This window comes from Nocardiopsis sp. NPDC101807 (assembly GCF_044766605.1).
Classification (GTDB): Bacteria; Actinomycetota; Actinomycetes; order Streptosporangiales; family Streptosporangiaceae; genus Nocardiopsis; species Nocardiopsis tropica.
Map to the genome: position 1 here is coordinate 86,503 of NZ_JBIWMK010000012.1, position 23,952 is coordinate 110,454.

The 23,952-nt window shown below is 73.6% G+C and carries 17 protein-coding genes; 12 read left to right on the forward strand and 5 right to left on the reverse strand.

The window, feature by feature from the left end:
• Window positions 1-305 precede the first annotated feature (305 nt).
• A complete protein-coding gene (locus ACIRPH_RS29400) occupies window positions 306-1,232 on the reverse strand; it encodes an alpha/beta fold hydrolase (protein ID WP_402920088.1) in 927 nt (308 codons plus the stop codon).
• A 474-nt stretch (window positions 1,233-1,706) separates the two neighbouring features.
• Complete coding sequence (locus ACIRPH_RS29405; protein ID WP_402920091.1) at window positions 1,707-2,462, reverse strand: MerR family transcriptional regulator; 756 nt, start codon at window positions 2,460-2,462, stop codon at window positions 1,707-1,709.
• Between the two features lie 266 nt (window positions 2,463-2,728).
• On the opposite strand from ACIRPH_RS29405, the gene ACIRPH_RS29410 reads away from it, so the two are divergent.
• Window positions 2,729-4,846 (forward strand): discoidin domain-containing protein, encoded by a 2,118-nt coding sequence (locus tag ACIRPH_RS29410; RefSeq protein ID WP_402920094.1) that lies wholly within the window; start codon window positions 2,729-2,731, stop codon window positions 4,844-4,846.
• A 119-nt stretch (window positions 4,847-4,965) separates the two neighbouring features.
• Here ACIRPH_RS29410 and ACIRPH_RS29415 read toward each other — a convergent pair whose 3' ends face one another.
• Window positions 4,966-5,943 carry a LacI family DNA-binding transcriptional regulator gene (locus ACIRPH_RS29415; protein ID WP_402920097.1) on the reverse strand — a complete coding sequence of 326 codons (978 nt, stop codon included), beginning with the start codon at window positions 5,941-5,943 and terminating at the stop codon, window positions 4,966-4,968.
• A gap of 185 nt (window positions 5,944-6,128) precedes the next feature.
• Between ACIRPH_RS29415 and ACIRPH_RS29420 the strand changes: the two genes are divergently transcribed.
• The 7 genes from ACIRPH_RS29420 to ACIRPH_RS29450 all read left to right on the forward strand — a co-directional run bounded on the left by ACIRPH_RS29420 (window position 6,129) and on the right by ACIRPH_RS29450 (window position 13,734).
• Window positions 6,129-6,950 (forward strand): ABC transporter permease, encoded by an 822-nt coding sequence (locus tag ACIRPH_RS29420; protein WP_402920100.1) that lies wholly within the window; start codon window positions 6,129-6,131, stop codon window positions 6,948-6,950.
• The gene (locus ACIRPH_RS29425; protein WP_402920103.1) at window positions 6,947-7,744 is read left to right on the forward strand and encodes an ABC transporter permease; all 798 of its coding nucleotides are present in this window, start codon (window positions 6,947-6,949) and stop codon (window positions 7,742-7,744) included. Before ACIRPH_RS29420 ends, ACIRPH_RS29425 begins: the two co-directional genes overlap by 4 nt.
• Window positions 7,741-8,757 carry an ABC transporter ATP-binding protein gene (locus tag ACIRPH_RS29430; protein ID WP_402920106.1) on the forward strand — a complete coding sequence of 339 codons (1,017 nt, stop codon included), beginning with the start codon at window positions 7,741-7,743 and terminating at the stop codon, window positions 8,755-8,757. Before ACIRPH_RS29425 ends, ACIRPH_RS29430 begins: the two co-directional genes overlap by 4 nt.
• Before the next feature lie 83 nt (window positions 8,758-8,840).
• Window positions 8,841-9,902 (forward strand): PotD/PotF family extracellular solute-binding protein, encoded by a 1,062-nt coding sequence (locus ACIRPH_RS29435; protein ID WP_402920109.1) that lies wholly within the window; start codon window positions 8,841-8,843, stop codon window positions 9,900-9,902.
• 83 nt (window positions 9,903-9,985) lie between these two features.
• Window positions 9,986-11,110: an adenosine deaminase gene (locus ACIRPH_RS29440; RefSeq protein WP_402920112.1), complete on the forward strand. Its 1,125-nt coding sequence runs from the start codon at window positions 9,986-9,988 to the stop codon at window positions 11,108-11,110.
• A 494-nt stretch (window positions 11,111-11,604) separates the two neighbouring features.
• Complete coding sequence (locus ACIRPH_RS29445; RefSeq protein ID WP_402920115.1) at window positions 11,605-12,972, forward strand: MFS transporter; 1,368 nt, start codon at window positions 11,605-11,607, stop codon at window positions 12,970-12,972.
• Window positions 12,973-13,167: 195 nt separating this feature from the next.
• A complete protein-coding gene (locus ACIRPH_RS29450; RefSeq protein WP_402920118.1) occupies window positions 13,168-13,734 on the forward strand; it encodes a DUF1349 domain-containing protein in 567 nt (188 codons plus the stop codon).
• 206 nt (window positions 13,735-13,940) lie between these two features.
• Here ACIRPH_RS29450 and ACIRPH_RS29455 read toward each other — a convergent pair whose 3' ends face one another.
• Together ACIRPH_RS29455 and ACIRPH_RS29460 are read right to left on the reverse strand one after the other, a co-directional pair.
• The gene (locus ACIRPH_RS29455; RefSeq protein WP_402920120.1) at window positions 13,941-14,405 is read right to left on the reverse strand and encodes a hypothetical protein; all 465 of its coding nucleotides are present in this window, start codon (window positions 14,403-14,405) and stop codon (window positions 13,941-13,943) included.
• A gap of 11 nt (window positions 14,406-14,416) precedes the next feature.
• The gene (locus tag ACIRPH_RS29460) at window positions 14,417-16,075 is read right to left on the reverse strand and encodes a catalase (protein ID WP_402920123.1); all 1,659 of its coding nucleotides are present in this window, start codon (window positions 16,073-16,075) and stop codon (window positions 14,417-14,419) included.
• Between the two features lie 400 nt (window positions 16,076-16,475).
• On the opposite strand from ACIRPH_RS29460, the gene fdh reads away from it, so the two are divergent.
• From fdh to ACIRPH_RS29480, 4 genes are all read left to right on the forward strand, one after another.
• On the forward strand, window positions 16,476-19,706 hold the full coding sequence (fdh, locus tag ACIRPH_RS29465) for a formate dehydrogenase (RefSeq protein WP_402920125.1): 3,231 nt from the start codon (window positions 16,476-16,478) through the stop codon (window positions 19,704-19,706).
• A gap of 8 nt (window positions 19,707-19,714) precedes the next feature.
• On the forward strand, window positions 19,715-20,641 hold the full coding sequence (locus tag ACIRPH_RS29470; RefSeq protein WP_402920239.1) for a 4Fe-4S dicluster domain-containing protein: 927 nt from the start codon (window positions 19,715-19,717) through the stop codon (window positions 20,639-20,641).
• Entirely contained in the window at window positions 20,638-21,750 is a 1,113-nt protein-coding gene (gene nrfD / locus ACIRPH_RS29475) for an NrfD/PsrC family molybdoenzyme membrane anchor subunit (RefSeq protein ID WP_402920127.1), read from the forward strand. Before ACIRPH_RS29470 ends, nrfD begins: the two co-directional genes overlap by 4 nt.
• 263 nt (window positions 21,751-22,013) lie before the next feature.
• A complete protein-coding gene (locus ACIRPH_RS29480) occupies window positions 22,014-23,744 on the forward strand; it encodes a hypothetical protein (protein ID WP_402920130.1) in 1,731 nt (576 codons plus the stop codon).
• Window positions 23,745-23,952 lie beyond the last annotated feature (208 nt).

The following is a 23,952-nucleotide window of genomic DNA, read 5'->3' on the forward strand; positions in this document are numbered from 1 at the left end:
GTGTCCGCGCAGAATCCGACGTATCGCGCCCTCTCCCGGTTCCCGGCCCGTGGGAGAGGGCGCGGAGCATGTCCGGCCGGGGGCCTGAGACCCTGCGCGCGAGTGCCCGTGCCCTCTCGGAGACGGGCGGCGGTGTCCGCCTGTCGCCGTGTCGACAAACGGCCGAGTCGACGAGGGGCCGGGTCGACGTGTCGACCCGGCTGCGGAGGGCACGGACGCGCCGACGTCCCCGACGGGAGCACGCGGCGCGCGTCGGGGACGTTCCGGCTCGCCGGGCCGCAGCGCGGCCGGGCGCGTGCCCGGCGTCAGGCGGCGGCCTGGTCCGTGACGCGCCGGACGGCCTCGACGGCGATCTCGGGCTGGTCGACGTGGATGTAGTGCCCGCTCTCCTCCGCGGTGCTGAGCTCGCTGAGGCCGGAGACCCCGCTCCACTTCTCCTGGCCCTCGGCCCACACGCGCTCCAGGTCGGCGCCGTACTCGGGGATCTCCCCGAGGTACTGCACCCCGTGCTGGATGATCTCCGTCGGGATGTCCCCGGCGGAGCGCACCTCCGGGTCGCTCTCGATGACGATCCGCTCCGGGTTCTCGCCCTCGAACACGGCGAGGTTCTGGGCGCGCACCTCGGCGCCCGGTCCGGTGGCCGTCTCGGGGATCACGCCGGTGATGTCGTCGAGCATCGTCGGGGACGTGGCGTCCAGCAGGACCAGTCCCGCGACCCTGTCCTGGTGGTCGGGGGCGTAGCGGGCGGCGATCAGCCCGCCCAGCGAGTGGCCGACCAGGACGACCGGTCCGTCGCCGGCGATGTCGTCGAGGACGGAGGTCAGGGTCTCGCCGACGTCGGCGATGCTCTGGGGGCCGTCCGGCTGGTCGCTCCCGCCCTCGCCGAACCGGTCGTAGGAGCAGACCCGGTCACCCTCGCTCAGGGTCTCCTGGAGGTCGGCCATGGTGTCCAGCCCGTCGCCCATCCCGGCCATCAGGACGACGACCGGCCGGTCGTCCGCCGGGAGGCCGGAGCAGGACACGTTCAGGGAGCCGCCCTCGACGTCGAGCGTCTTGGTTCCCGTGAACAGCTCCCCGTCGGTCATCACGTCCTCCGCGGCCGTCTCCAGGTCGGTCCGGACCTCGTCCAGGCCGGACCGCACGTCGGAGAGCGGCCCGCATCCGGTGAGCGCCGTGACGGCGACGGTGCAGCACAGCGCGGTCAGCGCGGTCGCCCGGGTGGTGCGGGGCATGGGGTCCTCCAGAGGAACGGGTCGAGGGAGCGGACGTCGCCGGGGGCGTCGGCGCCGTTCACCGCGGCGGTGACACCGCGACACGGGCCGTGCGGTCCGTCGGGGAGCGGGGGCTGCCCGCGCCGCGCGGACGGAACGCGGCGACTGGGGAGAACGCTACGGATCCGGCGGGGCGGCGTCGTCACCGCACGGTGGACACCTGCGTGTCGCTCGCACGGGGGACAGGACACGGACTCCGAACGGCACGTCCTCCGTTCACCTGGGCCGATGCGCCCCGGGCCGGAGGGGCGGCCGTGCCGGGGGCGTCACGAGGGCGCCCCCGGCCGTGCCCGCGCACGCGGCGCCGGGGGCGTGAGGGCTCCGGGTCGCCATGTCGACGGGTCGACACACGGCCGTGTCGATGTGTCGGCCCCGGTGTCGGACCCGCGTCCGGCGGCGGGCACGCCTCCCGCGCCGCGCCGGGCGCGTGCGCGGTCAGGCCCCCTCGTCCCGCGAGGACGCGGGCGGGTCGTCCCGCAGGATCTTCCCCAGGCGCATCATGACGTCGACCTGGGCGGGGTTGTAGAGCTCCTTGAGCGCGGTCACGCTCGTCTCCGCGGCGTACCGGAGGCGCTTCGGCGCGATCATGTCCAGGTCCCCCAGCACGGGGTGGTCGGCGAGGAGGCCGCGGACGGGTCCGGCGAGCCGCTCCGCCAGCTCGCGGCGCGTCTCCTCGTCGGCGTCCTCGGGCAGGTCGTCGAATTCGGCCTCCTCCTCGACGACCCGGCGGTCCTTGAGCGCCTCGCTGTAGGAGCTCATCGCGGAAGGGTCCATCAACCGCGTCATGACGACGACGAACGAGCGGTCGGCCTCGCTCATGTCCACGTCGGCGGTGGCGAGCGCCATCTCGGGCGGGAGTTCGGTGGGCGCCGACTTGCGCAGGACCAGGGCCAGCTCCAGGCGCACCCGCTGGAGCCGCTCGATCGTGGCCTCCAGTTCGGCGTCCAGGCTCCGCAGCGCCTCGTCGGGGTAGGACTCGGCCTCGCCCATCTCGGCGATCCGGGCCAGGGAGAACCCCAGCTCCGACAGGCGCTTGATCCTCAGGACCCGGATCAGGTGCGCCACCCCGTAGCTCTTGTAGCCGTTGGAGCGCCGCTCAGGCTCCTCCAGCAGGCCCACCTCGTGGTAGTGCCGCACCGCCCGCACGCTCGTGCCGGCGAGCTCCGCCAATTGCCGGGTGCTCCAGGCCATGCCCGTCCCTCCTCGAGGTTGCCGCCCCTCGGCGCGGACGCGCCGACGGCATCCATGGGAAACCATGCCCCTACGGCACGGTCAAGCCCCGCCGCCGCGGCGGGGCCGTGGCGTCCGCCGCGACGGCCGGGAACCCCGGAGCCGCCGTGTGTTCCGCGTGGCTCCGACTGTCCGCCCGCGCGCGTAGCCTTCCCCCGTCCCCGGGGCGCGGTCGTCCGCGCGGCCGGACAGCGCCCCCTCCCCTCCTCCCCTCACTTGGAGCCCTCATGCCGGAGCACATGCCCGCCCTCGTCTTCCTCACCGAACGGCAGAGGAGCGGGACGGGGCGGTGGACCTCCGACCACGGACTGGTCGTCGGGTTCGAGGCCGGTCCGGCCGTGCCGCTCGCCCGACTCGACTGGCGGGACGTCGACGGCGCCGAGGCGGTGATCGGGTTCGACCCCGGGATGACCTCCTTCGTCGGTCTGCGGGTCGCCGCGGACGGCACCTCCTACGAGTGGCGGGGCCGCCTGGTGCGGCGGACCCCGGCCGGCCTGCACCGCTTCCTGGTCGCGGGCGGCCGTGCGGACGAGGAGCTGCGCCTGCTCGTCGAGGACGGCGGGGCGCCGATCTCGCGGTTCGGCTGGGCCGACCGTGAGGGCGGCGGAGGCTCGGTCGTCCTGCGCTCCTTGGACCTGGACGAGTCGGCCTCGATGGGCGAGGTCACCGACCGTGTGCGCGAGGTACGGGCGGGGAACGAGCACACGAGGGCCGGCGAGGTCGCCCGCAACGTGCTCGACGGGACGGCCGCCAAGTGGCTCTCCTGGCGGGACGCCGACTGGCTGGAGTTCGCCATGGAGGAGCCCGTCCGCGTCCGGCACTACGTCCTGGAGTCGGCCAACGACTTCGCCGACCGCGACCCGCGGGACTGGGTGCTCCAGGGGTCGCAGGACGGCCGGACGTGGGTGGAGCTCGACGCGCGCACCGGCGAGTTCTTCCCGCAGCGGCACCACGCCCGCGACTTCCACGTGACCGGCGAGGCCTCCGACGAGACCTACCGGTTCCTGAGACTGGAGATCACCCGCAACTCCGGCGGGGGCGAGACCCAGCTGTGCCGGGTCCGGTTCTTCTCCGGCAGGCGCTCGTACGAGGCGTTCACCGGCCACCGCTACGCGGCGGGGGAGGCGCCGGCGCCGTACGCGGGGATCGCCGCCGAGCTGGTGGAGGGCGCCCCGAACACCGTGGGGCGCTGGCGGTCCTTCCTCGCCGAGTACAGCGCCGACATGCTGCGGGTCCTGGAGCCGGGCGAGCTCGTGGAGACGACCGGCGAACAGCGCGCCGCGTCCTGGCTGGGCTACGAGGGCGCCTCCGAGGAGCGGATCGCGGCCCTGGAGGAGAGGCTCGGGACCCCGCTGCCGCCCAGCTACAGGTCGTTCCTCGGGGCCTCCGACGGCTGGACCAGGATGGGCATGTTCATGTACGCCCTCCTCTCCGCCGACGAGGCGGGCTGGGCGGACGACTTCCACGACGAGGCGATGCTCGACGAGGGGGAACTGCAGGAGGACGGCCTGGTGGGCCCGTTCCTCGTGGTCTCCGGCGCCAGCGACGCGCAGACCTGGCTGCTCGACGCGGGGGACGTCTCCCCCGACGGCGAGTGGGCCGCCTACGTGTGGGCGAGCTGGTACCCCGGCCTGGGCGAGCGCCACCGCTCCTTCGCGGACCTGGTCGTCGCCGAGCGCGCCTCGTTCGAGGAGCTGAGCGGGTCGGAGGGCCGGCCGGTGCGCCCGGAGGGCGCCGAGGACCTCCTGGCCCGGGGTCGCGCGGCGGCGCTGCGCGGCCGGGTGACCGACGCGATGGAGGCCTTCCGCAAGGCCGAGGAGAAGGGGTCGGGCGCCGCCGCCTACCTCAGGGCGGTGCTCTCGGCCTTCCTCGACGTCAACGGGATCCACCACGAGCTGCGCGGACTCCTGCACCGGCCCCACGTGGTGGCCGAGGTCGGTGTCGGGCAGATCGAGTCCGAGGCCCTTCCGCTCTACCTGTACAGCGCCGGACTGGACGCCCACGGGAGCACGGCCTTCGCGGTCCGCGCGCTGGGCGGCGGGGCGGCGGGCTTCGAGCTGCCGTCGACCGACGAGGAGCGGGACGCCCTGCTCGCCTCCCGGCGGGCCCCGGAGCCGCCCGCCTTCGAGCGCGCCCTGGACCGGGCCCGCTCCCTGGTGGCACGGGGCGCCGGCGACGAGGCCTGGGCCGTCATCGAGGAGGCGCTGGCCGAGTGGTACCCGGTCTCGCCGAACCGCGTCGCGCCGGTCGTCCTGCTCACCGACCCCGCCCTGCGCGGCGCGGTCACCCCGAGCCGGGCGCGCGAGGTGGTGTTCACCCCGCGCGGCGTCCACCCGGACGTCTGACCGGGGCGGGGCGTCCGAGGCGGGGACGTCCCCCGTCCGGGCGCCGCCGGGTCCGCCACCGCCGCCACGGTGGCGGACCCGGCGCCGCTCCGCGGCCGGGACGGGGAAGCCGCCCCGGGTCACGCGTCCACAGGCTCCGCGGCGTCGGGCCAGCGCACCGGCACGGGCAGGCGCAGGCGTTCGGCCGGGAGGGGCTGCCGGGGGCCGGCGGCGATCCGGGCGAGCAGCAGGTCCGCGGCCTCACGGCCGAGTTCCGCGCCGTCGACGTCGATGGCCGGTACGCCGCGCATCGCCAGGGACTCCACGACCATGCGCTCCGAGCTGACCGTGACGGGGCGTCCGGCGGGCTCGGCGGCCAGGGCGAACATCAGGCCCAGCCCGATGGCGGTCGCGTAGGGCACCACCGCGGTCGCACCGGAGTCCCGCACGGAGGGCGCGACCGCCACCCCCGCGGCGAAGGTGGAGGGGTGGGGCCCCAGGACGGTCAGTTCGGCGCGGCCGGAGGCGGCGGAGGCGACGGCGGCCGTCCGCTGGCGGTCCTGCCAGGAGCCCGCCGGCCCGCCGACGTAGACGATCCGTTCGTGGCCGTCCTCCACCAGGCGCGAGACCAGGAAGCCGAACGCGGTCGCGGTGTCGGCCACGGCCGAGGTCATCCCCTCGATCTCGCGGTCGATCAGCACGGTGGGCTTGAGCGCCCCCGCGGCGCGGACGGTGTCGTCCGGCCCGCGCGGGGCCACGACGATGAAGCCGTCGACCTGGCTGGCCAGGCGGGTGAAGGCCCCCGGCGCGTCCGGGGAGTCCAGGGGGTGCACCGCCACGGTGAGTTGGAGGTCGGCCTCCCCCGCCCGTGCCTGGGCGCCGCCGATGATGGGTGTGAAGAAGCTGTTGTCCAGGGTGGGCACCACCAGGGCGACGATGCCGGTGCGCCCCCGCGCGAGTTGGCGTGCGGCGCGGTTGGGGACGAACCCCAGCTGCTTCGCCGCCGCCCTGACCCGGGCGGCGGTCTCGGGGGCCACCAGCTCCTCACGGCTCAGGGCGCGGGACGCGGTCGCCTTCGACACCGCGGCGAGCGCGGCCACGTCGGCCAGAGTGGGCACGGATTCGCCTCCAGGTCTCGTCGGTCAACCCTAGCCCGGTCGCGGGGCGCGGGCTCGGCCACCGGGGTCTCGCAGGTCGTTACACGGTGTTTACACGGATGATGATGCGTGGACGCGTCTTCGCACCCTAGGGTGTGTGAAACCGGTTGTGCAACCGGTTTCATCACGCCCGAAGGAGGAAGGCCGTGCACTCACGCAAGTCGGCCCTCTTGCTCGTGCCCGGGTTGGCCTTCCTGCTCGTGGGGTTCCTCGTCCCGACGCTGCTGATGCTCTTCTCCCCGCCGGGCACGGGAGCCGCGGAGGTCTTCGCCCGGCTCGGCCGGATGCTCACGGACCCCTACGACCTGCGCATCATCTGGCGCACGGTCCGCCTGGGGCTGATCGTGACGGCGCTCTGCGTCGGGCTCGGGTTCCCGATCGCCTACCTGCTGGCCCGCTCCACCTCGCGCTGGGCGGGCGTCCTGCTGGCGCTCGCGATCTTCCCGCTGCTCCTGAGCAACGTCGTGCGCACCTTCGGGTGGCTGGTCATCCTGGGCGCGAACGGCGCCGTGGGCCAGGCCCTCGTCGGGACGGGGCTCGTGGACAGGGCGCCGCAGCTGCTCTACACCGAGCTCGCCATCGTCCTCGGCCTCACCCAGCTGTTCCTGCCGCTCGCGGTCATCTCCTGCTACTCGGCGGTCGCCCAGGTCGACCCCGGCCTCGACGAGGCCGCCCGGGGGCTGGGCGCGGGCCGGGTCCGCACCTTCTGGAGCGTCGTGGTGCCGCTCTCGTCGCCGGGCATCGTCGTGGCGGCCACCCTGGTCTTCGCCGGCGCCGTCACCGCCTACACCACGCCCTACCTCCTGGGCGGATCGGGCCAGCGCATGCTCGCCACCCAGCTCTACGCCTATTCCGGCGTCACGGTGGACTGGGCCTCGGCCTCGGCCACCGCGCTCGTCATGACGGTGCTCGTCTTCCTCGTCTCCGGTCTGTCCTCCGCCTTCGGCCGCAAGGGGGCCACAGCGTGAACACCCGCCGCCCCGTCGCGGCCGCGCTCGCGGTCGCCGGATACGTCGTCATGCTCGTGCCGATCCTGTTCGTGGTCGTCACCGCGTTCACCGCGGGCAGCACGCTCCGCTTCCCGCCGGAGGGGTTCTCCACCCGGTGGTTCGAGGAGGCGCTGGGCTACGAGCCCTTCCTCGCCGCGCTCGTGTCGAGCCTCCAGCTGGCGGCGCTGGCCACCGCGCTCGCGCTGCTGATCGGCGTGCCCGTGGCCGTCGCGATCCACCGGGGCCGGATCCCCGGCAAGGGCCTGGTCGAGGGCCTGTTCCTGTCGCCGCTCATCGTCCCGGAACTGGTGGTGGGGCTCGCCCTCTACCAGCAGCTCATGATCGGGTTCGGGCTCGACAGCCTCACAGCCCTGACGCTCGGGCACACCGCGCTCATGATCCCCTACGCGGTGCGCGTCACGGGGGCTTCCCTGGCGCTGGCCGACCCGCACGTCGAGGAGGCCGCCCGGGGGCTCGGGGCCTCTCCCCTGAGGACCTTCGCGACGGTGACCCTGCCTCTGCTGCGCCCGGGGATCTTCTCGGCCGCGCTCCTGAGCTTCGTCACCTCCTTCAACAACGTGCCGCTCTCCCTGCTGCTCCAGACCCGGGAGTTCCGCACCCTGCCCGTCACGATGCTCGACTACGTCCAGCAGAGCTACGACCCCATGGTCGCGGCGATGGCCACGCTCATCCTCGCGGGCACCGTCGTCCTCGCCGTCATCGCCGAACGCACCGTCGGCTTCGCCAAGATCTTCGGAGGTATCAACCGATGACCAGCGCTGCCGAGTTCGTCGGCGTCAGCCAGAAGTTCGGTGACTTCACCGCGGTCGACGACCTCAGCCTGACCATCGCCGAGGGGCGGCTCACGACGCTCCTCGGCCCCAGCGGCTGCGGCAAGACCACGAGCCTGCGGATGCTGGCCGGGTACTCCAGGCCCACCGCGGGGACCATCCGGATCGCCGGGCAGGACTGCACGCGCGTCCCGCCGGAACGGCGCGACCTGGGCATGGTCTTCCAGTCCTACGCGCTCTTCCCGCACATGACCGTCGCGGACAACGTCGGCTACGGCCTCAAGCTCCGCCGGGTCGCCAAGGAGGAGCGGCGGCGCCGGGTCATGGAGACCCTGGAGCTGGTGGGCCTGGCCCACCTCGCCGGGAACAGGCCCAAGAAGCTCTCCGGCGGCCAGCAGCAGCGCGTGGCCCTCGCCCGCGCCATCGCGATCCGCCCCAAGCTCCTGCTGCTCGACGAACCCCTCTCCAACCTGGACGCGCGCCTGCGCGTGCAGATGCGGGCCGAGATCCGCCGCATCCAGGCGGAGACGGGCCTGACCGTCGTCCTGGTCACGCACGACCAGGACGAGGCGCTGGAGATGTCCGACGACATGGTGCTCATGCGGGCGGGGCGGGTGATGCAGCAGGGGCCGCCGCGCGAGGTCTTCCCCGCTCCGGCCGACCGCTTCGTCGCCGAGTTCCTGGGCTACGAGAACTTCCTCGCCGACGCCGGGGGCCGGACCCTCACGGTGCGGCCCGAGAACCTCCGCGTCGCCGCGGGGGCCGCGGACGCCGACGCCCCGGACGGCCCCGGAGGGCTGCTCCTGCGCGGCACGGTGGCCCACATCGCCTACCGCGGGGCCGACCTCCTGGTCACCGTGGACGCGACCGACGACACCGGCGCGGCCGTCCGACTGCTCTGCGACGTGCGCGGCGGTGCGGCCGAGGGCCTCTCGCCCGGGGGCGAGGTGACCGTCCGCGCCCGGGAGGGCGCCCTGGTGCGACTGCCCGACTGAACCCGTCCCCCGCGGACCGGATCCCCGGCCCGCTCCGACCCGCCCGGATCCGCCGGGCGCCCGGCGAGAGGAAACCGCACGCCATGTCCCACGCCATCCGCCGCCCCGGCCCGATCCTGACCGCGGGCGTCGCGGCCGCGGTCGTCCTCACCGGTTGCTCCTCCTCGGACGACGCGAGCGCGGACGCCCTCGTCGTGAGCACCTTCCCGTTCGGGGTCGAGGAGTTCCAGGAGGCCGTCGTCGACCCCTTCACGGAGGCGACCGGGATCGAGGTCGTCCTCGACACCGGCTCCAACTCCGACCGCCTCTCCAAGCTGGACCTGGAGGGCGGGGGCGGGTCCGACGTCGTCCTCATCTCCGACTACTACGCCGCCCTCGGCCAGGAGAGCGGGCTCTTCCAGGAGGTGGACGCCGAGCAGGTCCCCCGCCTCGCGGAGATCGCCGACTTCGCGGTCGAGGAGGGCTACTCCGGCCCGGCGTACAGCTACCAGCTCAACGGCACGCTCTACAACACGGACGAGCTGGGGGCCGAGGAGGCCGCCGACTGGGGGCTCTACGGATCCGAGGCCCACGCCGGGCGGCTGGCCCTGCCCGACATCTCGGTCACGGCGGGCCAGCTGATGGTCTCCGGGGTGGCCGAGACCTACGGAGAGGGCCCCTACGACATCGACACCGCCCTCGACACCCTGGGCGGCTGGGCGCCCGGCGTGCTCCAGTTCTACACGTCGACGACGGAGGTCACCAACCTCCTCGCCCAGGGCGAGATCGTGGCCGCCGACGCGCTGAGCGGCTTCGCGACCGAGATGGTCGCCGCGGGTGAGCCGGTCGCCTGGACCCCGCCCGCCAGCGGGTCCTACATGGCCACCAACCGGGCGATGATCCCCGTCGGCGCCGCGCACGCGGAGGACGCGCACGCCTTCGTCGACTACCTGCTGTCGCCCGAGGCCCAGACCGCCTCGGCCGAACTGGTCGGCGACATGCCGGTGCACCCCGACGCCACCGTGCCCGCCACGATCACCGACGTGGTCGGCGACGTCGCCGACGACCCGATCGCCGCGGGCTACGGGACCCTCGACCCCGCCGAGCTCGTCCCCACGCGCGGCGAGTGGGTCGAGCGCTTCGCCCGTGAGGTCACCGCGGGCTGAGAGCGCCGCCCCCGGGCCCCGCGGCGCGATCCGCGCGGCGGGGCCCGACCCGTACCACCCGTTTCCAACCAGACCGGGAGAACATGAACACCCCGCACAGCCTTCCCGCCGACTACGTCGCCAGGATGCCCAAGGCGGAGCTGCACTGCCACCTCATCGGGACCGTGCGCGCGTCGACCTTCGCCGAGCTGGCCAGGAGGGAGGGGCTCGACCTGCCGGCGGAGCCCGAGCGCGTGTACGCCGACATCAACTCGCTGCCGCCCGACCCCGACCTGTACCGGAACACGCGCATCCCCGTCCCCCAGGACAGGTCCCCCGACGAGCCGGAGGTGTCCTACTCGCTCTTCCAGGTCTCGCGCTGGGTCACGGAGGTGCTGCGTGACGCCGACGACCTGACACGTATCGTCTACGAGGCCTTCGAGGACGCGCACCGGACCAGCTCCACCCGCCACCTGGAGCTCTTCTTCGACGCGCCGCCCGCGCACCTGGCCGGGCTCGGCTACTCGGGCTGCGTCGAGGCCTACGCCGAGGGCATCCGCATGGCCGAGCGCGACTTCGGCATGAGCGGTTTCCTGATCCAGGGCATCGACCGCAGCCGGAGCGGCGAGGACGCCCTCGCCCTGGTGCGCCAGGTGGTCGACCACCCGCACGAGTACGTCGCCGGGATCGGGCTCGACAACCTGGAGACCGCCGGGCCGCCCGAGCGCTTCGCCGAGGCGTACGCCCTCGCCGGCCGGGCGGGCCTGGGGCGCACCGCCCACTCCTCCGAGCACGTCCCCACCGCGGCCAACACCGTCACCTGCCTCGACCTGCTCGGCTGCGACCGCATCGACCACGGCTACTACGTCCTGGAGGACGACGCCGTCGTGGAGCGGCTCCGCGAGCAGGGTGTGGCGTTCACCGTCGCCTCCACCACCTCGCGCCGCTCGTGGCGTCCGTGGCGCCGCGCCTCGATCGGCGCCATGCTCGACGCGGGGCTGAACGTCGTCCCCTGCTCCGACGACCCGGGGATGTTCCCGACGAGCCTGGCCGCCGAGTACCGGATCATGTCCGAGGACATCGGGGCGAGCGCGGACCGGCTCCGCGCCATGGCCCTGGCCGGGGTGGAGGCGAGCTGGCTCCCCGCGGACCGCAAGGCCGCCCTGCGCACCCGGTTCGAGGAGGAGCTGGCGGCCCTGGACGACGAGTTCGGCCTGTCCCGGGCGTGACCCGGGCGCGGAGCGCGCACGGCGGCCTGCGGGGCGGACGCCGCCCGAACGCGGGAGCCGCGTACCGCCGCCGACGACGGAGGGGCCCACCGGGGGAACCGGTGGGCCCCTCCGTCGTCCGGGGCCACCGCGTCCCCTTCCCGGCGGCGCCGCGTCGACGGTCTCCGGGCCGCCGCCCGCCGCCAGGGCCGCGGCCGCCGTCCGGCCGGAGCGGTTGTCCGCTCCGTGCCTGAATCCTCACCGACCGTTCGGTCAGGTTAGGGCCTCTCATCTGCGATAAAGGGGGCCCCTTGTCAAAAGTGCCTTGAGTCACATGGCATGGTGTCCTCAGGCGTAGGGTCTGTGTGTCCCGTCACGTCCTCCGCGAAGGGCGCGGAAGACGTGACGGGCGCGCGCGACCTCGCCCCGGACCGGTGACCGTCCTCCCGGCCACCGAGGGCCGAGCCCCTCAGCAGAACCCGACCCCCGGTCGGCAGAGAACCTACGGAGCAGCAATGGCACCTTCCGACCCCGCGGCCACAGGGCCGGCCGACGCCGTCGAGACAAGGGAGCGCCGCCGCGTCCTGGCGGGCACCATGGTCGGCACGACCATCGAGTGGTACGACTTCTTCATCTACGCGCAGGCCGCCGGCCTGGTGCTGGCGCCGCTGTTCCTCGCACCGCTGTCCGAGGCCAACCCCGCGGTGGCCCAGGTGCTGTCGTTCGCCACCATCGGCATCTCGTTCCTCTTCCGGCCGCTGGGCGCGATCGTCGCCGGGGCCCTCGGCGACAAGTTCGGCCGCAAGCAGGTGCTCGTCGCCACCCTCGTCATGATGGGCCTGGCCACCTTCCTCATCGGCGCCCTGCCCACCTACGCCCAGATCGGCGTGGCGGCGCCCGTCCTGCTGATCCTCCTGCGCATCCTCCAGGGCTTCTCCGCGGGCGGCGAATGGGGCGGCGCCGCGCTGATGTCGGTGGAGCACGCGCCGGTGCACAAGCGCGGCTACTTCGGCGCCTACCCGCAGATCGGCGTCCCCTGCGGCATGATCCTCGCGACCTTCGTCGTCTGGGCGATCACCGTGGTCATCGGCCAGGAGGCGTTCCTGGCCTGGGGCTGGCGCATCCCGTTCCTGATGTCCTTCCTGCTGATCATCGTCGGCCACCTCATCCGCAAGTCCGTGGAGGAGTCCCCGGTCTTCAAGCTGATGCAGGAGCGCCGGGCCAAGGCCTCCGCGCCGCTGCGCCAGCTGTTCCGCGGCAACGCCAAGGAGGTCGTCCTCTCCGCGCTGATCTTCCTCGCCAACAACGCGGCCGGCTACCTCGTGATCGCGTTCCTCGCGACGTACGCGTCCCGCCCGGTGGAGGAGTTCGGCCTGGGCATGGAGCGCGGGCCGGTCCTGCTGGCGACCACGCTCGCCTCGTTCGGCTGGCTGATCTCCACCCTGTACGGCGGATGGCTGTGCGACCGGATCGGCCGGGTGCGCACCTTCCAGATCGGCTACGCGATGCTGGCGGCCTGGGCCGTGCCGATGTGGTTCATGATCGACACGGGCAACGTCCTGATGTACTTCGTCGCGGTCTTCGTGTTCACCCTCGGCATGGGCCTCAGCTACGGCCCCCAGTCGGCGCTGTACGCGGAGATGTTCCCCGCCGAGATCCGCTACTCGGGCGTGTCGATCGGCTACGCGCTCGGCGCCATCCTCGGCGGCGCGTTCGCGCCGATGATCGCGGAGCTGCTGCTGACCAGCTTCGACGCCTCGTGGACCATCGGCGCCTACATCGTGGTGGCCTGCGCCGTCTCCTTCGTCGCCGTCTCGATGGTGAAGGAGCCCCAGGGCGTCGACCTGCACGTGGACGACGCCGAGCCCACCCCCGCCTCCTAGGCTCCCGGGGCGGAGGGCCGGTACGCCGGTCCTCCACCCCGGAACCGCTTCCCCGCCCGGTCCCCCCGCCGCCTCATCGATGTGTCGCCCTGTCGCCGTGTCGACTGGTGGACATGGCGACAGGTGGACACGGCGACTCCTCCGCAGGGGAGCCCTCCCCTAGACTTCTCGCCTCCCGACCCGAGAGGTGGCGCCGTGCTCCCCGAGATGACCTGGCTCAACGAACCTCCCCACTGGACCGAGGACGACGGAGTCCTCACGGTCACGACCGGCAGCCGTACGGACTTCTGGCGCCGGACCCACTACGGGTTCGTCCACGACGACGGGCACTTCCGGCACGCGACCGCGACCGGGGACTTCACCCTCCAGGCCACCTTCGGCGGGGGCTACGAGGTCCAGTACGACCAGGTCGGCCTCATGGTCCGGTCGGACGAGGAGCACTGGGTCAAGGCGGGCGTCGAGTTCACCGAAGGCGCGCTCAACCTGAGCACGGTCCTCACCCGCGGCCACTCCGACTGGTCGGTGGTGCCGCTCGCGCACACCGGCGAGGTCACCGTCCGCGTGATCCGCACCGGCGACGCGCTCAACGTCCAGTACCTCGACGGCGACGCGGGCTGGCGCCTCCTGCGGCTGGGGTACCTGCCGCTGCCGGAGTCCTGCCAGGTCGGGGTCATGTGCTGTTCGCCCGAGCGGGAGGGGTTCCGGGCCGTCTTCCGCGACCTGACGCTCTCCGCCGAGATCCCCGGGGACCTGCACGCGTAGCGTCGCCCCGCGGGACCGTTCGTCGACGTGGCGGGCCGGCTCACCGATCGGTTCGGCCGGGTCGCCCACGCGGGACCGTTTGTCGACAGACCGACAGACCGACAGATTGACAAGGCACCGGGCCCCCGGGGGAGCCCGTCCGGGGCCGAGGAGGACACGGGCCCCGCCCCCCACGAGGGGGCGGGGCCCGTCGCGGCGCCGGCGGATCAGCCCCGGTCGAGCCACTCGTAGGCGGCGCCGGCGGCGCAGGCGTAGACCGCGTGGTGCAGCAGGTCCAGGCCGACCTCCCCGGCCCCCCACCGCCAGGCGGGAGGCGCCGCGCCGGTGGCCGGCAGGACGATCTGCTCGCCTCCCCACACCGCGGCCAGGTGGGCGGCCGCCGCTCCGGGGCCGCGCAGGCCGGCGGCGCCGAGCAGCCCGCGGACCGCGCCCCACGAGGTCCCGTAGCCCCAGTGGACGAGGGCGCCGAACCTGCGCCCGCCCGCGTCGTCCCTCGGCCTGACGCCGAGCAGCCTCCCGGCGGCGTCGGCCGGTGCCGAGCTGTCGGCCCGGCCCCGCAGCCGTGCCTCGACCGTGTTGGACACGGTCATGGCGGCGGTGCCGGCCAGCCCGGCGAGCAGGCCCCGGCCGACGGCCGACGAGACGTCTCCGAGGACCCTCCCCACGTCCACGACCGCCGCCCTCAGCGCTCGACCACGTGCCGGGTATTGGGCACGCAGTGGGTCATGGTCAGTCCCGACACGTCGCGGGCCCCGTTCCTGCCCAGGCGGCCCAGGCGCTCGCGGTCCTCCTCGGTCAGGTCCTGGCTCTGGAGCGGCTTCAGGTGGGACACGTCCTCGGGGCCGATGCCCAGCCCCTTTCCGACGCGCAGTCCCAGGTCGTCCTCGACCAGGAGGAAGTGCCAGACCATGCGCTCCTGGATCGGACGGTCGCACTGGGAGAGCAGCTCCGTGAAGTTGTGGACGAGGTCGTCCCGCTCCCACTGCTCCATCAGCAGGTAGCGCTGGCCCGCCTGCTTGTAGTCGTTGGTGCGGGAGATGCGCGCCCGCGTGAGCTTGCCCCGGATCTCCGGGCCCTGGTCGTCGTGCGTGGGGTACTGCCCCTCGCGCAGGCCGCCGGTGATGGAGGGCTCGTAGTTGACGTGCGGGTTCTCCCCGGCGGGGTCCTGGTAGTAGTTCATCTGGCCGTCGCGCTGGTTGGTTCGCACGTTCGCGTTCCTGGCCTGGTTCACCGGGAGCTGGAGGTAGTTGGGCCCCACCCGGTAGCGCTGGGTGTCGCTGTAGGAGAAGGTGCGCCCGACGAGCATCTTGTCGTCGGAGAAGTCCAGGCCGTCCACGAGGACGCCGGTGCCGAAGGAGATCTGCTCGTTCTCGGCGAAGTTGTTCGCGACGTTGCGGTCGAGCACGATCCGCCCCACCGGCTTGGGCGGGAAGTCCTGCTCCGGCCACGTCTTGGTGTCGTCCAGCGGGTCGAAGTCCAGCTCGGGATGCTCGTCGTCGCTCATCATCTGCACGAGCAGCTCCCACTCGGGGTAATCGCCGCGCTCGATCGCCTCGTGCAGGTCCTTGGTCGCGTGCCCGGTCTCGGTCGCCTGGATGTTGGCGGCGTCGGCCTCGGTCATGCTCCGCACGCCCTGCTTGGGCATCCACGTGTACTTGACCAGGACCGTGTTCCCCGTGGCGTCGACCCACTTGTAGGTGTTGACGCCGAAGCCCTGCTGGTGCCGGTAGTCCGCGGGGATGCCGCGCGGGCTGAACAGGTTGACCAGCATGTGCATGCACTCGGGTGTCTGCGACATGAAGTCGAAGATGCGGTTCGGTTCCTGGCGGAAGGTGACCGGGTCCGGTTTGAGGGCGTGGATCACGTCGGGGAACTTGATGGCGTCGCGGATGAAGAACACCGCGAGGTTGTTGCCCACCAGGTCCCAGTTGCCGTCCTCGGTGTAGAACTTGATGGCGAAGCCGCGCGGGTCGCGTGCGCACTCCGAGGAGTCCCGGCCGCCGATGACGGTCGAGAAGCGCAGGGCCACGTCGGTCCGCTTGCCCTTGCCCTGGAAGAGCTTGGCCCGCGTGTAGCGGTCGATCGGCTCGTCCCCCCACGTGCCGTAGGACTCGAAGTAGCCGAACGCGGTCGCGCCGCGGGCGTGCACCACCCGCTCCGGGATGCGCTCCCGGTCGAAGTGGCTGATCTTCTCCAGGAACTGGTAGTTCTCCAGGGTCGCGGGCCCCCGCTCGCCGACCGTGCGCTGGTTCTGGTTGTCGTAGACAGGGTGGCCCTGCCTGTTCGTGAGCACCTCGCGGTCGTCGCCGGGAAAGGAGCCCTGGCTCGATACGTCGGTCATGTGACTGGTCCCCCACCTGTCGTCATGATGCGTCCTCACAGCCTCGCACCTGCCCGGCTCCGGGCCCGCTAACGCAGGGCAAAGGCATTTCTTACCGGGCGGAGGGCGTGTCGCGACCGTTTCCCCGGAGGGGGACATGGGAGGGAGGCCCGGAGGGGGACGTGGGAGGGAGGCCCGGAGGGGGAGGCGGACGGCAGGTCCGGCCCCCGGCCGCCATGTTTCACGTGAAACCTCCGGGCGCACGGGGCCGCGGAACCCCCGGCCCAGGCGAGTTCCATGACTGTCCCATGAGCGGCGTGTCCTCCCCCGCCGCCGCCCGCGCCTCGCGGACGGTGGAGCCGTGTGCCCGCGGGTCAGCGGGAGAGGTCGACGGGCCCGCGGGGCCGGTTCGGGGGCGAGCATGGGCGTACGCACGTGGATCGAGTCGTGGCCGGTGTACCGGCAGGCCACCGGCGGGGACCGCCTCGGCCGGGGCGCCGCCGCCCGGTCCGGGGCCACGGAGGACCTGAGGCCCCGCACCGCCGACGCCGACCGGGTCGTCAAGTCGGTCTGCCCCTACTGCGCCGTCGGATGCGGCCAGAACGTGTACGTCAAGGACGAGCGCGTCATCCAGATCGAGGGGAACCCGGACTCCCCCATCAGCCGGGGGCGCCTGTGCCCCAAGGGGTCGGCCAGCCTCCAGCTCACCACGGGGCCGGCCCGCGAGGAGAAGGTCCTCTACCGGCGCCCGTACGGCTCCGACTGGGAGGAGCTCGACCTCGGCACGGCGATGTCCATGGTCGCCGAGCGCGTGGCGCGCACCCGGGACGAGACGTGGGAGGAGGAGGTCGACGGGCGCCGTGTCGCGCGGACCCTCGGTATCGCGAGCCTCGGCGGCGCGACGCTGGACAACGAGGAGAACTACCTCATCAAGAAGCTGTTCACGGCGCTGGGCGTGGTCCAGGTGGAGAACCAGGCGCGCGTGTGCCACAGCTCCACGGTCGCCGGACTCGGCACCTCCTTCGGCCGCGGCGGGTCGACCACCTTCCTCCAGGACCTCCAGAACTCCGACTGCATCGTGATCGAGGGGTCCAACTTCGCGGAGGCGCACCCGGTCGGCTTCCAGTGGGTGATGGAGGCCAAGGCGCGCGGCGCCGTCGTCATCCACGTGGACCCCCGGTTCAGCCGCACCAGCGCGCTGGCCGACCTGCACGTCCCCCTCCGGGCTGGCACCGACATCGCCTTCCTCGGGGCGATCGTCAACCACGTCCTCACCGAGGAGAAGTACTTCCGCGACTACCTCCTGGAGTTCACGAACGCGGCGACGATCGTCTCCGAGGAGTTCCGGGACACCGAGGACCTGGACGGGCTCTTCTCCGGTTTCGACGCCGAGGGCCGGTGCTACGACACCTCCAGCTGGATGTACGACGGGGCGACGGTCGCCGCCGCGGCGGGCGACCGCGCCAACTTCGACCGCGTGCGGGGCACGGGCCGGCCCGAACAGCAGGGGTCGGGCGGCGCGGTGATGAGCAGCGTCCCCCGCGAGGACCGGACGCTGACCGACCCGCGCTGCGTGTTCCAGATCCTCCGCCGGCACTACTCGCGCTACACGCCGGAGGTCGTCGAGGAGGTGTGCGGGGTGTCCCGGGAGGTGTTCGCCCGGGTCTGCGACCACCTGACCCGCAACTCCGGCCGGGACCGCACCTCGGCGTTCTGCTACGCGGTGGGCTGGACCCAGCACACCGTCGGCTCCCAGTACATCCGGGCCGCGTCCGTCCTCCAGCTCCTGCTGGGCAACATCGGCCGGCCCGGCGGCGGCATCATGGCGCTGCGGGGGCACGCCAGCATCCAGGGGTCCAGCGACATCCCCACGCTGTTCGACCTGCTGCCCGGCTACCTGCCGATGCCCCACGCCGCCCACGAGGGGTCCCTGGAGGAGTACATCAGGACCAACGGCGCCTCCTACAAGGGCTTCTGGACGAACATGGAGGCCTACACCGTCAGCCTGCTCAAGGCCTGGTGGGGCGACCACGCCACGGCGGAGAACGGCTACCGCTTCGGCCACCTGCCGCACCTGACCGGCTCGCACAGCACCTACGACACGGTCATGGCGCAGATCCGCGGCGAGTGCCGGGGCTACTTCCTCATGGGCGAGAACCCGGCCGTGGGCTCCGCCAACAGCCGCGCGCAGCGGCTGGGCATGGCCAACCTCGAATGGCTGGTGGTCCGCGACTTCTCCCTCATCGAGAGCGCCACGTGGTGGAAGGACGGGCCCGAGATCGAGTCCGGCGAGCTCCGCACGGAGGACATCGCCACGGAGGTGTTCTTCTTCCCGGCGGCCTGCCACACGGAGAAGGAGGGCACCTTCACCAACACCAACCGCACGGTCCAGTGGCGCGACCGCGCCGTGCTCCCGAAGGGCGACCAGCGCAGCGACCTGTGGTTCGTCCACCGGCTCGGCACGATGCTGCGCGCGCTCCTCGCCGACTCGGGGCTCGACCGGGACCTGCCCCTGCTCGAACTGACCTGGGACTACCCGACCGACGAGCACGGCGACCCCGACGCGGCGGCGGTCCTGGCCGAGATCAACGGCCGCGGCCCGGACGGCGCCCCGCTCGGCTCCTACACCGAGCTGAGGGCGGACGGCAGCACGAGCTGCGGCTGCTGGATCTACTGCGGGGTCTACGCCGACGGCGTCAACCAGGCGGCGCGCCGCAAGCCCGGGTCGGAGCAGGACTGGGTGGCCGCCGAGTGGGCCTGGAGCTGGCCGGCCAACCGGAGGCTGCTGTACAACCGGGCGTCGGCCGACGCGGAGGGCCGGCCGTGGAGCGAGCGCAAGGCGCTGGTGTGGTGGGACGCCGAGCGCGGCGAGTGGACCGGGCACGACGTCCCCGACTTCGAGCTGCGCAAGGCGCCGGACTACCGGCCGCCGGAGGGGGCCCGGGGCGTGGAGGCCCTCAGCGGGACCGACGCGTTCATCATGCAGGCCGACGGGCGGGCGTGGCTGTACGCGCCGACCGGCCTCCACGACGGGCCGCTGCCCACCCACTACGAGCCGCAGGAGACCCCCTTCGAGAACCCGCTCTACGGTCGGCAGCGCAACCCCACCCGGCTCCTGTACCCGCACGAGTACAACCGGTACCACCCGCAGGCGGGGACCCCGGGCGCGGACGTCTACCCCTACCTGGTGACCACCTACCGCCTCACGGAGCACTTCACGGCCGGGGGCATGAGCCGGTGGACCCCCTACCTCGCGGAGCTCCAGCCCGCGTTCTTCTGCGAGGTCGGCCCCGAGCTGGCCGCCGAGCGGGGCCTGGAGCACGGGGGCTGGGCCACCCTCGTCACCGCCCGCGCCGCCGTCGAGGCGCGGGTGCTGGTCACCGACCGCATGGCGCCGCTGCGTGTCCAGGGGCGGGTCGTCCACACGATCGGCCTCCCCTACCACTGGGGCCCCAACGGTTACACGACCGGCGACGCCGCCAACGAACTCATGTCCATCGCGCTCGAACCCAACACGCACATCCAGGAGGTCAAGGCGCTCACCGCCGACATCCTTCCGGGGCGCCGGCCGCGCGGTGCGGACAGGGAGGAGCTGGTGCGCTCCCACCGCGAGCGCGCCGGGATCACCGAGCTGACCGGAACGGAGGTGTGACCGTGGTCGTGCGGAGCGCGCGGGGACACGGGGACCCGGGGGAGAGCGGGACCGGGCAGGGGTACGGGGACGAGCAGCGGGAGCGGGTCGGGTTCTTCACCGACACCAGCGTGTGCATCGGCTGCAAGGCCTGCGAGGTCGCCTGCAAGGAGTGGAACTCCGTGCCCGAGGACGGCCTGGACTTCACCGCCATGTCGTTCGACAACAGCGTCGGGCTGGGGGCGGACACCTGGCGCCACGTGGCCTTCGTCGAGCAGCGGCGACCGCTGGGCCACCAGGACGCGGGCGTGGGCCGTCCCGCGCCGGTCGACCTCGGCATGCCGTCCACGGAACTCCCCGGCGCCTACGCCGGCGCGGAGGAGCGCGAGGAGTTCCGGTGGCTCATGGCCTCGGACGTGTGCAAGCACTGCACCGACGCCGCCTGCCTGGACGTGTGTCCGACGGGTTCGCTCTTTCGCACCGAGTTCGGCACCGTGGTCGTCCAGCAGGACATCTGCAACGGCTGCGGGTACTGCGTCTCGGCCTGCCCCTACGGCGTCATCGACCGCCGCGAGGACGACGGCCGGGCCTGGAAGTGCACCATGTGCTACGACCGGATCGGCGACGGCATGGAGCCGGCCTGCGCCAAGGCCTGCCCCACCGACTCCATCCAGTTCGGGAACCTGGACGAGCTGCGGGAGCGCGCGGCGGCGCGCCTGGAGGACCTCCACGGTGCGGGGGTCTCCTCGGCCCGGCTGTACGGCGAGGATCCCGGCGACGGGGTGGGCGGCAACGCGGCCTTCTTCCTGCTGCTGGACGAGCCCGAGGTCTACGGGATGCCGCCGGACCCGGTGGTCACCACCCGGGACCTGCCGTCGATGTGGGCGCACGCGGGCCTGGCGGCCGCCGCGTTGCTGGTCGGAGCGGCCGCCGCGTTCGCGGGGAGGCGACGGTGAGCACGTCGGACGTGACGAGGGAGGGCGTGCGGGGGCAGCGCCCCGGACGGGACGCGGTCACCGGGAGCGCACGGGTGGTCGGGGAGGAGCAGCGCCGCCGGCACGGCGGGCGGCGCGGCGAGCCCACGCGGGTGCCGGACGCCGAGTTCCGCTCCTACTACGGGCGGCCGGTCCTGAACCAGGTGGTGTGGGAGGCCCCCGACATCGGCGGGTACCTGTTCCTGGGCGGGCTGGCCGGCGCGTCGTCGGTCCTCGCCGCCGGGGCCGACCTCACCGGCCGGGACGCCCTGGCGCGCCCGCTCAAGTACACGGCCCTCGCCGCGATCTCCGGGTCCCTGGTGGCGCTCGTCCACGACCTGGGACGGCCCGAGCGCTTCCTCAACATGCTCCGCGTGGTCAAGCCGACCTCGCCGATGAGCGTGGGGACGTGGATCCTCACGGCGTACGGGCCGCTCGCCGGGGTCGCCGCGGTGACCGCCGCGACCGGGTGGTTCCCGCGGATCGGCCGGGCGGCCGCCCTCGGCGCCGCGGCGGTGGGGCCCCTGGTCGCCACCTACACGGCCCCCCTGGTGTGCGACACCGCCGTGCCGTCCTGGCACGAGGGGTACCGGTACATGCCGTTCCTGTTCGCGGCCTCGGCCTCGGCCGCGGCGGGAGGGGCGGGGCTGGTGGCCTCGCCCCTCGGGCAGAGCGGCCCCGCGCGCCGGGCCGCCGTGGGCGGCGCGCTCGTGGAGACGGCGGTGTCCACCGTCATGGAGCACCGGATGGGGTTGGCCGGGGAGCCCTACCGGCTGGGCACGGCGGGCGCCTTCGTCCGCGCGGCCAAGGCCCTGACCCTGGTCGGCGCGGCCGGGGCCGTGCTGGGCCGCCGCAGCCGGGCGGTGTCCGCGCTGAGCGGCGCCGCCCTGCTCGCCGGTTCGGCGTGCACCCGGTTGGGGGTCTTCCACGCCGGGAAGCAGTCCGCCGCCGACCCGAGGTACACGGTGGTGCCCCAGCGCAGGCGGGCGGCCGATCGGGCCGCCGAGTCCGCCGCCGGACAGGAGGCCCGGGCCGAGGCGGCCGGGCGCACCGCGGGGCGGGCCGGGTCCGGCGGAGCCGGGGCGCGGTGACCGGAAAGGTTCACGGACCCCGTGCTCTCTGCCGTGATCTTGTACTTGTAGCGAGGTTGGACGGTCCCGACCCGCTATAAGTACGAGATCACCGAGGTCTGGACCCCTCGTGTCACACCGGCAACGCTTTCGGCCAGCCCACAGAGGCGGGGCCGCCGGGGCGTGAGCCGGCCGCGGTGGCACCGGCGGGGCGGGCGGTGAGCGCCCGCCCCGCCACGGGGTAGGAAGACGGTCCCAGGACGGATCCCCAGAAAGGCCCGACGATGGCGTTCCACCGGCCAGGACTGCCCTTCGACCTGCCCGAACCGGAGCTCCTGTGGGCCAGGGCCGGGGCGTACGCCTCGGTGTGCGCCGGTCTGGGGCGTACCGACTGCGTGGCGGAGGGGCCCGTCGTCCGGCGCGGCGGCGCGGGGGCCGGTGCGGGGTTCGAGCTCGTCCGCGTGGCGGGGGACCGCTTCCTGCTGGTCGGCGAGCACGGCCTCGACTCGCCGGAGCGGGGGTGGTCGCGCCCGGTGGACCCGTTCGAGGGCGCTCCTGACTGGCTGCCGTGGGAGTGGCTGGAACGGAGGCCGTGCCCGGACTTCGCCTACTGGTGGGACGGCGCCTGGGCCCGCACGGCCTACCCCGACGACTGGGACGACGACGGGCTCGGGCCGGCGGTCGAGGGGGCCGAAGCCGACCTGCTGGTGTGGCGGATGGAGATCCTGGACCCGGACACGGAGGGGTTCGGCCGGGGTCCGCTGAGGGACGCGCTGGAGTCCCTGGTGGCCCGGGCCGAGGAGCACACGGTGGACGCCCGTGTGCTGGAGACCGTGCTCGGGCACTTGGAGGAGCACACGGGGGACGCCCGCCCCCGGCGCGCGCTGGAGTGCGCGCGCGGCCTCGGGCTCACGGGGGACGGGGTGCCCCCCGGGGTCCCGGCCGGGCAGGGCGGGCCCGCGTCCGGGGGGTGGCCCCTCATCGGCCTGGGCGAGCGGCTGCTGCTGGTCGGCGACGCCATGCGGTCGGCCGGGGAGCTCGACCGCCCCGGGGCGGTGACGGCCCTCCCGCCTGCCGGGGCCGGGGCGGAGGGCCCGCCCGCGCCCCCGCCGGGCCCGGACGGGACGGGTCGGCCGGGGGCGGCGCTGCTCGCCGAGGTGGCGGCGTCGGCGGCGGCCGTGCGCGACCGGGAGGCGGGCGGCGGCGACCTCGTCCTGGTCTTCCGCGCGCCCCGCCCCCGGGGCCTCACACTGGAGGACGGGGCGGCGGCCCCCGTCGGCACGGGCCTGCCCGAACTGCTGGAACGGTTGCGCTCGCAGGAGGCGCACCCCGAGCGCGGGCGGTGGCTCTTCGCCCGGATCACCGTCTCCGGGGGCGGGAGCGTCCTGGAGCGCGTGTACGACCACTGGCCGTCCTGGGAGCGCGGGCGGCGCGACGGCACCCCCGAGAACCTGGAGTTCCTGGCGGAGGAGATGGTGGCGCGCTCCCCCGCGTGGCGTCCCGCGTGGGCCGCGCTGCTGGACGAGGCGTCCGCCTTCGATCCGCCCTGGCCCGGCCCTCCCGGGCGGCCCAGCGTTCCGCCGGCGCGGCCGGACGCGGCCGGGCGCGTCGCCCTGCTCGACAGGATCGGTGTTCTGCTGCGTGCCGCGGCCGGGCGGCGGGACTGGGAGAGGTTGAGGCTGTCCTACCGGGCGCTCGTCGGCTACGCGGGCGGAACCCTCGTGGCCACCGGGCCCGCCGGGGACGAGGAACTGGGGCTGAACGAGGACCTGCGCGCCGCGATGGCGCTCCTGCGGTCGGTCACCTACTCCGAGGGGAGGGGCGCCTGGTTCTGCGCGGAGCTGGTCCTGGAGCGGAACGGGGGGTGGCGGATCGTCTACGACCGGGACGGGGAGCCGGAGTTCTCCGTGCCGCCGCCTGCTTTCAGCTACGCCCTGGACCTGCGCTACTACCCGAGGGACTCGGGGCGGGTGCCGCCCTGGTTGGGGGAGCGCCTGCGCAGTGCCCAGGGGTGAGGGCCGGTCGGTCGGGGGGTGTGGCGGGGGCGGGTCGGTCCCGGTGGAGGACTCGACGTTGATCAGTGACTCTCAAACGCCATGGCTTTGAACTGGATAAACGGCCACATCGATCTCTCCGCCCCCGGAACTGGGTTGCCCGGGAGAATGCACGACATTCCGGGCTGGTCGGGCACCCCTCCGTGTGGGTAGACTTCTCGTGGGAATT